Annotated in this window: 3 protein-coding genes and 1 pseudogene; all 4 read right to left on the bottom strand. The window is 69.6% G+C overall.

Translation table 11 applies throughout. The annotated features are described in order from the left end of the window. A pseudogene (locus M6444_RS14455) lies at window positions 1-596 on the bottom strand (hypothetical protein); the annotation flags it as partial. A gap of 35 nt (window positions 597-631) precedes the next feature. Then, a complete protein-coding gene (locus tag M6444_RS14450) occupies window positions 632-3,913 on the bottom strand; it encodes a family 78 glycoside hydrolase catalytic domain (RefSeq protein ID WP_298328696.1) in 3,282 nt (1,093 codons plus the stop codon). Between the two features lie 52 nt (window positions 3,914-3,965). Then, window positions 3,966-8,234 carry an SGNH/GDSL hydrolase family protein gene (locus tag M6444_RS14445; protein WP_298328694.1) on the bottom strand — a complete coding sequence of 1,423 codons (4,269 nt, stop codon included), beginning with the start codon at window positions 8,232-8,234 and terminating at the stop codon, window positions 3,966-3,968. Between the two features lie 56 nt (window positions 8,235-8,290). Beyond that, a complete protein-coding gene (locus tag M6444_RS14440) occupies window positions 8,291-11,422 on the bottom strand; it encodes a TIM-barrel domain-containing protein (protein ID WP_298328693.1) in 3,132 nt (1,043 codons plus the stop codon). Window positions 11,423-11,672: the final 250 nt, after the last annotated feature.

The following is an 11,672-nucleotide window of genomic DNA, read 5'->3' as shown; positions in this document are numbered from 1 at the left end:
AGGAAGATGTTCGCCTCGGCCTCGACCATCCGCGCCAGCTGTTCCTGGTCAGCTGGCGGCAAGTCGTCCCAGAGCAGCCAGCCGCCGAATGCCGCGTTGAACGTCCACAGCGCGCTCTGCCAGGCGCTGCCCCAGCCGGTGGGCAGGTTCGACTCGTGCGTGGCGGCGATCGAGGTGATGAGCCGAACCGCGACATCGGTGGCCTCGGGGATCGCCACGCCGGTCACATCCGGGTCGTACGCCCTGGTGGCCAGCGACGTGGCCAAAGCCAGCGCCTCGCTGCCCGGCGGGCGGATGTTCCCCTCCGCCACGCCGCCGAGATCGAGATAGTCGCCGGTCTGGTCGCCGTAGGTCTGCGGAAACCAGGTCTGCAGCGCGTATCGGTTCGTGTTGAGCAGGATCGTGCGGGCACGCTCGGCGTGCGCGTCAGCCGGCAACCCGGCGTCGAAGTCGTCCCAGTCGATGGGCACGACGGCGTCGGCGGTCGGCGTGGGGGTGGACGTGGTGGCCGCCGCCGGTGGCGGTGCCGGAGCGGCCGTGAGCAGGAGCGCGGCGGCCGCCGTCAGGCTGGCGATTCCTCGGGGTGCTGTGGACAACGTCGTCCTCCTCTGCGCGTCGGGACGGGGATGGATCAGTGGGCAGGCCCCTCCTGGAGCTCGGAGCGGAAGCGGTACTTGCCTGATCCGACTTCGTAGACGGCGTAGCCGTCGCGCATCTCGAGGAACCGGACGCCGTCGGCTGCGTCTGCGCGACGCCCGCCTTCGGTGACGTCGCCGGGGTCGGAGGTGGGGACGTGGACGGTTGCCGTCGCGTTGACGGGCACGGTGACCTCGAGCGTGAAGGTGTCCCCGGAGTGCTCCCACTCGGTTTCGATCTCGCCGCGAATCGAGTCGTACTTCGCCTTGGCCTCGTCGACGCCCCCCGGGTGCGGGCGGACGACGAACCTCTCGTAGCCCGGCCCAGCCGGATCCGCGGAGATCCCGGCGACGTGGCTGTAGAACCACTCGTCCACGGTGCCGAGCATGTAATGGTTGTTGGACCCAAGCCGCATGGGCCAGCGGGACGGGATCGTCGTCATCCCGTTCTCGATCCAGTGGCCCCAGCTGGGCTCGGTGGTCTGGCCGGCGAGACGATGGGCGACGTCGTGGTGGCCGTGCTCGGACAGCACCGGCAGCAACACACTGGTGCCCAGGATGCCGGTGTTGAGATGCCAGCCGCGGGCCTCGATGTCGTCGACCAGGCTCTGGACCACCGACGCCTCGTGGGCCTCGGGGACCAGGTCGAAGGCCAGCGGCACGGCGTTCGACGTCTGCTTGTACTCGATCCCCTCGAAGGTGTCGTAGTAGCCGTTGTCCTCGTCGAAGAAGACCTCGTTGAAGCGGTCCCGCACGTGGTCCGCCAGGGTGGCGTAGTGCTCGGCGTCGGAGGTCTTGCCGAGGACGGTGGCGATGCGGGCCATCTCGCGCAGCGACTTGTAGAAGTACGCGGTGCCGACCAGGCGCCGGTCCTCCTCGGGGTTCGAGCCGAACGGCGACGCGTGGTCCCCGTACTGCTCGACGCTCATGATCCCGTCGTCGAGCAGGGTCTCCATGAAGTCCATGTACCGGGTGAGGAAGGCGTAGTGCTCGGTGAGCACCGCGCGATCGCCGTAGTCGGTGTAGAGCGACCACACCAGGGCCGGGAGCACCCCAGTCCAGGCGGCGGAGATGCTCACCGAGCGGGAGTCGTTCGGCCATGGGGCCACGACGGTCACGCGCCCGAGACCGCGTGCCTGGTCGTCGTTGCGGTTCTGCGCGGTGTCGACCTGGTTGTCCTCGAAGTCGTTCAGCCACTTCTTGAGGAAGGCGGCCATGTCGAAGTTGTAGAGCATGGTCGGCAGCGCCACGTGCGCGTCGCCCGACCAGCCGCGCCGTTCGAAGGTCGGGCTGTCGGTCGGCATGCCGTGCAGGTTGTTGAGGATGGTCGCTCGCATCGCCTCGTGAATCTGGCCGTAGAGCTCGTTGGACGATTCGAAGACGCCGACCGAGTCGACGGCGTTGTGGACCTCGCGACCCGTGATGGTGCCGGTGGTGGGCGGCTCTGGCAGGCCCTCCACCTGGACGTACTGGAACCCGGTGTAACTGAACGACGGTTCCCAGACCTCCGTGCCCTCGCCGGCGAGCACGTAGATGTCCAGCTGGCCCTCCGCGTCGCTACGTTCGGGGTCGTAGTGGCCGAGATTGGCCACCGTCCCGTCGTCGTTCAGTTCCTCGCCGTACAGCATCCTGACCTCGGTGCCGGCCGCGCCGGAGACCGAGAGCCTGGCCCAGCCGGCCGTCGTCCGGCCCATGTCGAACACGTAGACGCCAGGCTTCGGCTCCGTGATGCGCACCGGCTCGATGTCGGTCGCCGTGACAGGGGGCATGGTCTGCGCTCGAACCAGCGGTGCCGGCGGCGAGAGGACCGCGGCGCTCGACCAGCTAGCCGCCTGGTAACCGGGCGACGCCCAGCCCGGCTTCGCTCGCCGGGCGTCGTAGGTCTCGCCGGTGGCGATGTTGTCGTAGACGGTGGGCCCCTCGGTCACCTGCCAGGACCCGTCCGAGGCGACCGTCTGGGTGGTGCCGTCGGTGTAGTCGACCTCCAACTGCAGCAGCATCTTGGTGTCGTCGACGAAATCCGCACCGCCGGCCGGGACGACGAATCCGTGATGACCTCGGCCGAGCTCGGCGCCGATCGCGTTGGCGCCTTCTCTGAGCTGGTCGGTCACGTCGTAGGTCGAGTAGAGGACGCGTCGGTTGTAGTCGGTGAACGCCGGGTCGAGCATCCGGTCACCGATGCGCTCTCCGTTGAGGACGTAGGTGCCGTAGCCGAGCCCGCTCACATAGAGCCGGGCCCGGCTGACCGGCTTGGTGACGGTGAATTCCTTGCGCAGCAGGGGTGCCGGCGGATGGCTCGGCCGGAGCCGGACCTGGTTCGGCCACGGCCCTTCGCCGTAGGGCGCGACCTCGAGCGCGTCGGACCACCCGGAGTCATCGAACCCCGGCTGCTGCCAGCCGGACTGGTTCTGGCGCGTCACCCGCCAGGACGCGTCCGTCACGACGTCGAGCCGCCGGCCGTCGGCCAGCTCGACCTCGAGCTTGGCCACCAGACCTGCCGGGCCGACATAGCGGTTGCGGCCCGACACCGCCAGGGTGTTGGTCCCGGCGGTCAGTTGGTCGGTGAGATCGACCTCGATGGCCATGCGACCGCCGAACACGCGGGTGTGCGAGCGCGCGGCCTCGGTACCGTTGACGTGCAACACGAAGGCGTCGTCCGCGGCCAGCACCATCACGGCCCGCTCCACGGGTTCGGCCGGCAGCTCGAACGTCCGGCGGAAGTAGCGGGTGCCGGCCGCCACGGAGTCCGCCGGGTCGCCCTCCGGATTCCAGATCCAGGCAGCTCCGACCGGGTTGACGGGCCCTTCCGGCATGCCGATCCATTCGGCCTCCCAGTCGGACTCGTCGAGCAGCCCCATCTCCCACCAGGACGTGTCGCTCCACCGCGAGCGGTCACCGTCGCCGTCGGCCACTTGCACCCGCCAGAAGTAGCGGGTGCCGGATTCCAGGCTCGGACCCGCGTAGGCGACGTTGACCGACTGCGACGACTCCACCCAGCCGGAGTCCCACACATCCGGGCGGCCGCGGGCCGACCGGTCCGCGGTGGAGGCCACCTGAATCCGGTACGCGCTCTGGACCTGTGCCCGCTCCGAAGACTCCAGCACCCAGCTCAGCAGGGGTTGGGGCGCGTCGATGCCCAGCGGTTCGTGCAGGTACTCCACCGTCGTGTCCACCACGACGATCTCCGAGCCGGCCGCGGCCGACTCCGGCGCGGGTGGGATCGCCGCCATGAGCAGTGCCGCCAGTGCCGGTAGAACCAGTAGTCGGTGTCGAAGCACGCTGCCTCCCGCAATCGGTCACGCTTGCCAATCGGTTCTCGAACCTGGAACGTCAGTTGGTCACCGGTGCCAGCAGTGCGAGGTCGACCACTTCCGCCAGCCGTTCCCGCCCGGCATCGCTGGGGTGCAGGTGATCGCCCTTGTCGTATTCGGGCAGGAGGCGCACCGGATCGTCCGGGTCGCGTAGCGCGGCGTCGAAGTCGATGACGCCGTCGAAGACGGGGTCGGTGCGCAGGAACTCGTTCACCTCCTGGCGCACGATCTCCTTCTCCGGTGTGAAGGTCGCGGCCCCGCCGATCGGGGTCAGGGTGCCGACCACCAGTCGCAGTCCGCGGGAGTGCACCCGGTCCGCGATCTCGCGGTAGGCGTCGATCAGCGGTTCGGCCGAGGTGACGCTGCGCGACACGTCGTTGATGCCTTCGAACAGCAGCACCGTGTGCACGCCCGGCTGGTCCAGTGCGTCACGGTCCAGCCGGTCGAGAACCCGCGGCCCGTACCCGTCGAACAGGATCCGGTTGCCCGACATCCCGGCGTTGAGCACCCCCGACTGCTGCGCCGGCGGCAGCTCCAGGATCCGGCGGGCCAGATGGTCGGGCCAGCGCAGGTTGGTGTCGGGCACGTCGCCGCCGCCGTCGGTCAGCGAGTCGCCGACGATCGCGACCGCGCCCGCCGCCTCGGTCGTGTCGAAGGAGACCCGGTCCAGCCAGAACCAGTGCTGCAGTTCATCGGTGAACGCGTCGCCCCCGGCCTCGGCAGCGTGCCGGCCGTCGGCGAGGTAGCTCGTCGCCGACGGCCGCAGGTGTCCGGTCACCGTCGGGACCGACCCGGGTACGTACGCGCTGACGACGACGTCCGAGGCCGGTGTCCAGCTGCCGGCCACGGGGTCGCTGACCACCGAGCTCCCGGCCGGCACCGTGACCGTGGCCTGACCACCGAAGGTGACCGGCCGGATACTGCCCTCGACCACCTCGGCGCGCTCCTGCTGCTCGCCCACCGTCACCTCGCCGAACGTCACCGGCCCGAGGCCGAAGGCGTTGGTGAGCCGGAGCCGCAGGTCCTCGCCGCCGATGCTGGTGCGCACCACCATCCGCACCGTCTGGTTCGCGAGCTGCACGTCTTCGAGCAGTGACGACGACGCCGTCCACGTGCCGGTGCCGGGGTGCGGCGGCTCGTCGATCACCGGCGTGAACCGCACGGCGTCACCGCGCGCGTTCCCGGGCGCATCGCCGACGGTCAGCGTGACCGAGCCGAGCCGGTCCTCGGTGAACTCGTACTCGCCGAGCGAGATCCAGCGCCCGCCGTCGACCCGCTGGTCGAGCACGGTGTCGGTCGTTCCGCCGGCATGGGTCACCGTGAAGGTGGCGGCCGGCGTGCTGTTGGTGTGCAGGGGGAACCAGACCGCGACGTCGTAGCTGCCGTCCAGCAGTTTCGCCGACCACGTGGCGGTCGAACCGTCTGTCGAGCTGTAGCGCGACTTGGAGCCGTCGAACCCGGCCAGGCTGCTGCCGGCCCAGGTGCCGGTCTCGGCGTAGGCCGGTGTCTCCGGGTCGCAGGTCGCGGGCGTGCCCTCGTCGGTGACGATGACGACCGACGGACCGCCATCCGGTGCGGTGACGACCACCGGCTCGGACCACGGCCCGGTCCCGACGGTGTTCGCCGCGGCGACGGTGTACGTGCCGGCCGCCCGGTCCGGGGTCCCGAGCACCAGGGAGGTGCCGGTGGTGCTGCCGATCACGCCATCGATGCAGGCCGCGGACTCCGCGACCTCGACGACGTACGACCGTGCGCCGGGAACCGGGTCCCAGCTCAGCCTCACCTGGCCGTCGTCGCCGGTCTCAGCGCTCACCGCGCCGGGTTCCGCCGCCGGCGCCGCGGTCTCCACCGGCAGCGAGTGGTCGGCCCGGCCACCGCCGCTGAGCACGTAGTCGTGCCCGGGCGCGAAGGCGAACCGGAAGGCGCCGGTGACGTCGTCGACGTCGAAGTCGACGTCGCGGCCGGTCGTCCGGTCGGTGATGCGCAGCTGGCCCGGGTCCCAGCCGGTGTTGGCGTTGCGGATCCGGCTGCGGTTCTCGCCGTCGGTCCACTCGAACACCGAGCCGGTGGTCACCGGGTAGACCTCGGCGGTGAACCCGGTGACCTCGCCCGCCTCGGACCGGTCCCGCGTCACCAGCACGCCCTTGCCGCCGACGAACGCAGGCACGCGGTCGGTGCCGACGGCGTAGTCCTCGAGCGTGCAGGGGCCGTCGTACACCGCGCCCGTGGAGTAGTCGATCCAGCGCCCGGCCGGCAGGTACACGTCGCGGGACTGCGCGGTCTCGAAGTCGGCCCCGAACACCGGTGCGGCCAGCAGCGACTCGCCGAGCATCCACTCGTACTGCCGGGTCTCGTCGTTCACCAGGCCGTAGGTCGCGGGGTCGTCGGGATAGGCGATCGGCAGCGGCGTCATGGCGTACGGGAAGCCGGACTCGTGGCCGTCGAGCACGGCGTCGTAGATGTACGGGTGCAAGGCGTCGTGCCACAGCGCAAGGTCCTTGACCTGATCCGCGTAGTCCGTCCGGCCGAGCTCCCACGGCCCCTTCCCGAAGGCCAGCACCGGCGTCATCGCGTTGAACTGCGCGTTGCGCATGAAGTAGTCCATGTACGCCGGGTCGTCCATTCGCGGCCCCGGCGTGCCACCCACGTAGTCCGGGTACAGGTTGCCTGCGCCGCTGGCGGCCATGTTGAGCAGGTTCACCGGCATCCGGTCCGGGTCCTCGTGGAAGACGTCGCCCGTGCCGTAGATGGTGTCGTTGATGCGGATGATGTCGCCGGGCACCGAGTAGGCGGCGTTGCGCACCATGAGCAGGTCGCCGGCGTCGGCCAGGGCGGTCTGGACCGGGTTCCAGTTGCCGTCGAGGTGGAGGTCCGGCTCGTAGAGCATGGTGTCCTCCTTCCACCCGTCGACGTCCCACAAGCGCATCCGGTCGACGTACCAGTCGACGGCGTCGTCGTTGGAGCCGTCGAGGACGTAGCTGGCACCGCTGGGGAACTGCGCCCGCGTGACGACCGTGGGGGTGCCGTCGTCGTCGGTGAGCAGGTGACCGGCTGCCGCCGCCTCCGGCATGAACGGCCCGTCGTAGTGGTCGTTGTGGTTTCCGCCGTCTTCGGGTGCGGCCTTGAAGTTGTTCCGCGCACCGAGCAACAGATCGAGGTCGTTGTCGGCGAACAGCTTCTTCAGCCGGTCCGGGTCGGGGTAGCGCGGGTTCGGCAGCCCGGGCTGGGAGTCCTCACGGTCGGGTTCGTGGGTGTCGTCCCACATCCCGAAGCTGTTCGTCGTCCCCTCGATCGGTTTGCCGCGCGGTCCCGGCCAGAATCCGGAACCCACGACGCCCCAGCCCAGCGGATAGCCGTGGTCGAGGAAACCCTGAACCGTCTCTTCGACCGACGACTGGTAGGTGTTCCAGGCCAGCGCACCGTAGGCCTCCCACCCGAGCTCGAACATGTCCGGGCGGGGTTCGACATCGGTGTAGCCGTGCTCGGCCCGGGCCTCCTTGTAGTCGGCGTAGACGCGCTTGAGATCACCGGCGAGGAAGTAGTGCGCCGCGTCGACCTCGTCGGCTCCGGCCACGCCGAGCCGGTTCTCCGACTCGGTCAGCCCTACTCGCTTCTGGCCCTCGTCGAACAGCACCTGGGCCACCCCGGCCTGCGGGAACACCATGAACGTGCTGATGAACCGCTTGCACGAGCCTTGGTTGGTGATGTTGTCCAGGACGATGCCGCTCAGCTCGGTGGTCGGCCGGGCTTCGACCTTTCCGCTACACGGGGTGCCCTGGTCGGGCTGGCCGTTGGCGTGCGCGCCGTAATCGCCGAGCCCGTAGGCGGGACCGCCTGGGCCGGTACGCAGGTCGATCGTGGCCGGGGCGGCGTCGAGGTCGCGCACGGCGATGCGCACCGTGGTGGCCGACGGGTGCACGTGAACCCGGACGGCCGAGCCGTCGTCGAGTCCGACGTCCAGAACGGCGGTCGCGGCCTTCGGGTTGCTCACCAGGTCCGTGGTGACGGCGTCGGCGAACTCGTCCGCGCCGTCGCCGCGCACGCGCAACCCGGAGTCCTCGTGCGGGGGGAGGGTTTGAGCACCAGAGGCGTCGGTGAAGCCGTAGCGGAAGCCGTCCTTGTCGATCACCATCTGGTAGGTGTCACCGGTGACGGTGATCTCGTCCGCGGTCTCGGTCACCGTCGGTCGCTTCGCCGGCGCGGCTTCCACCGGTTCGGCCCCGGCCGTGATCAGCCACGGCGCTGTAGCGACCAGCGCGGCGGTAGTGAACGCGCAGAGTCTGTTCACGATCAACTCCTCGATCCGCTCCGAGCACCTGGCGCGCCCGGGCCGTTGCAGGAACTTCAGAACTCAGGGCCGTCCTGGACGACGACGTTGGTCCCGGCACCGCCGTTCACCACGTCGCGGCCGGACCCGCCGTACACGACGTCGTCGCCGTCGCCGGCGTTGACCACGTCGCGGCCCGGGCCACCGAACAGCGTGTCGTCGCCCTCGGCACCGTTGATCACGTCGTCGCCGGAACCGCCGCAGATGACGTCGTCACCGCCGCGGCCGTTGATCACATCGCGACCGCCGAGGCCCACGATGACGTCGTCACCGGGCGTGCCGACGAGCACGTCGTCGCCCTCGGTCCCGACGATCGTCGCCGCTAGGCCGCCGCAGAACAGCCCCGACACCGACCCCACCTCGTAGTCGTGGCCGGGCACGATCTCGAACGACACGGCGCCGGTCACGGCATCGGTGGTGAAGGGCACGTCCGCCCCGGCAGTACGGTCGACCACGCGTAGGTCGTCCGCCGCGCCGGGGACCGCCGAGGCGGTGATGGTCGAGCGGGTGGTTCCGTCGCTACCGACGAACTCGTACGTCGCGCCGGGCTCGGCGACCGGGTAGACGTCGGCGACCAACTCTTCCCGGTCGGCCGCCGGATCAGGGTCGGCGTCGCGGACCAGGATGCCGGTCCCGCCCACGAACGCTGGGATCTTGCCCACGGGGATCTCGTGATCCTCCAGCGTCACCGGACCGGTGTAGCGCTGCCCGGTCTCGATGTCCATCCACTCGCCTTCGGGCAGGTACACGTCACGCGAGTCCGCCGTCGTGACGTCGGACCCGTACAGCGGGTACACCAGCAGCGACGGGCCCAGCAACCACTGGTACTGCTTGGCGGCGTAGCTCACCAGGTCGTAGGTCGCGGGGTCGTCGGGATAGGCGATCGGCAATGGCGTGGCCGTGCCCGGATAGCCGGTCTCGTAGCTTCGCACGGCCGCGCTGTAGATGTAGGGCAGATACTCCTCGTGCCATCGGGCGGCCTTCAGCGCCGCCGCTTCGAGGTCCGGCTCGGAGATGCGCCACGGCTCGTTGCCGAACGACATCGACGGCGACACCGCGGCCAGCATCGCGTTGCGCGCGAGGAAGACCTGCTTGTCGTGGTTGGTCTCCAGGTCGGGCATGGGCCGCCCGCCGACGATGTCGGGGTAGAAGTTCGGCTGTCCGCTGGCCGGATAGGCCAGGCTGTTCACGACGGTACGGTCGCGATCGCGGGTCGCGTGGTTGTAGTCGGTGTCGTTGATCCGCAGGATCGACCCGGCCACCGAGAAGGCCGAGTTGCGCACCATCATCAGGTCGCCGCGCTCGGCGAACACCTCGTTCGTGGCGTTGATCAGCGCGCTGTCATAGAACGCGTTGTCCCCGCCGTCGAACATGTGATCTTCCTTGTAGCCGTCGCCGCCCCACGTCGCCATCAGGTCGGCGAACCACTCCAGAGCCTCGGGATTCTCGGGGTCGACGAGGTAGATCGGCGAGCGCGGGAAGTACGGCGTCTTGAACACCTTCGCCGCACCGGACTCGTCGGTGATGAAGTAGCCCTTCTCCAGACCCTCCACCGTCCACGGGCCGTCGACCGCCGGGTCGTACTTGCCGCCGTCCTCGGGCAGTGCCTTGAAACTCGGGCGCATGCCGAGGATCAGGTCGATGTCGTGCTCGGCGAAGAACTCCTTGTAGGCGTCCGGATCGGGGTACTTCTCCCCCCACAGGCCGAAGCTCGACGTCGTGCCCTCGTTACCGTCCGCGCCGTACGGCCAGAAGCCCGACCCGGTGACAGCCCAGCGCAGCGGGTACCCCTCGGCCAGGTAGCGGGTCACGGACTCGGTGATGGTCTGCTGGTTGGTGTTGTAGGCCAGCGCGCCGTACGACTCGTAGCCGACGCCGAAGAACTCGTGCTGCGGCTTGGTGTCGACGAATCCGGCGTCGGCGCGGGCGTGCTTGTACTGCTCGTACACCGTGGCCATGTCGCCGAAGAAGTACCGCAGGTCGGGCATGGTCGGCGCGTGCACGCCGAGAGCGGTCGCGTCGTCGTCGATCTGCGCACTCATCCGGTCGCGGTCGAACACGACCTGGGCGAGCCCGCGGTCGGGGAAGACGGTGAACGTGCTGATGAATCGGTAGACCGGGCCGCCGTTCTGGGCGTAGATCTCGTCGAGGTCCAGGCCGTAGACGTTGAGATCGTCCGACCGCACGCCGCCGTCGTCGCCGAGCCCGTACGCCGGGTTCATCCCGCCGGCGACGCGCGCGATGATCCGCCCGGTGTCGGCAGCGTCCGGACCGGCCGGTTCCACGGACATTCGCAGCGAGTCCTCGCTCGGCCACACCGTCACCGTCGCGGGCATGCCGTCGGCGAACACGACCTCGAAGGTGACGGCGTCGTCGTCGGCACCGGTGACGGTCGTCGAGACGGCGTCACACGGCTCGGTATCGGCCGGCCCAGCCTGAAGCCCGGAGACCGGGTGCGGCGCGGCGACCTGGTCGTCGCCCCGGGACAAGCCGTAGCGGAAACCGTCGCGCTGGATCTGCATCGCCCAGCGCTCGGCGCGCACCTCGACGGTGCCTTCGTCCTCGATGAGCCGGTAGGTGTCGAAAGCTCGTTCCGACGGCTGCGCCGGCGGGCCGGGGTTCACGTCAGCCGTACAGCGTGGCAACGCCAGCCGCAGCGCATCGGTGCGGGTGATCGCGCCATCGGTCACCGCGGTGACGGTGAACTCCAACGGCTGCCCGGCGCGCAACTCGACCTGGCCGATGCTGTCCCAGCCGTTGCCGCCGCTGGACTGGTCGTAGGTCAGCGGCTCGGCCTGGCCCGCGGACCACGTGTAGGTCATCTGCTTGTCGTTGTCGACCGAGGCGGTGTACCAGACGTCGATGGCGTACACGCCGTCAGCCGGGGCCACGACCGTCCAGGTCGCGGTGGCGCCGGCTTCACGGGTGTATCGGGTGCGCCCGCCCTGGTAGCCGGGGTCACGAGCTTCGGCCCAGGTACCGGTCTCGGTGTAGCTGTCATGGGTGGTGGTCACGACCACGTCGGCAGGTGGAGCAGGCGGCGCTGCGGATGCCGCCGGCGGTTGGGAGCCACCGCCCAGTCCCGTGAGGCCGAGCGCGAGCGCGGCGGCGACTCCGATCCCGACGATGCGCGCGAAACGTGTTCTCATCGTTCACCTTCGTTTCTGGGCGTCGTCGGGCGCCGACGACCGCCAGGGCCATGGAGCGAACAATCAGCGCAGTCACTTCTGCCGGTCATCGCTGCGCTCACCACTCGACGTCGTCGTAGATCTCGACCTCGAAGATCCGGGCCACGTCGATCGAGTCGCGGGACCGGTCGGTGACGATCAGGCGCACCTCATCGGTGGTCACGGGTGTCAACGGCGTGTCCCGGCGCACCTCCGTGTTGCCGGTGACGGA

Source organism: Haloactinopolyspora sp. (genome assembly GCF_027324685.1).
GTDB lineage: Bacteria > Actinomycetota > Actinomycetes > Jiangellales > Jiangellaceae > Haloactinopolyspora.
The sequence above is the reverse complement of the archived record's forward strand: the minus strand, read 5'-3'. Positions and strand labels throughout refer to the sequence as shown.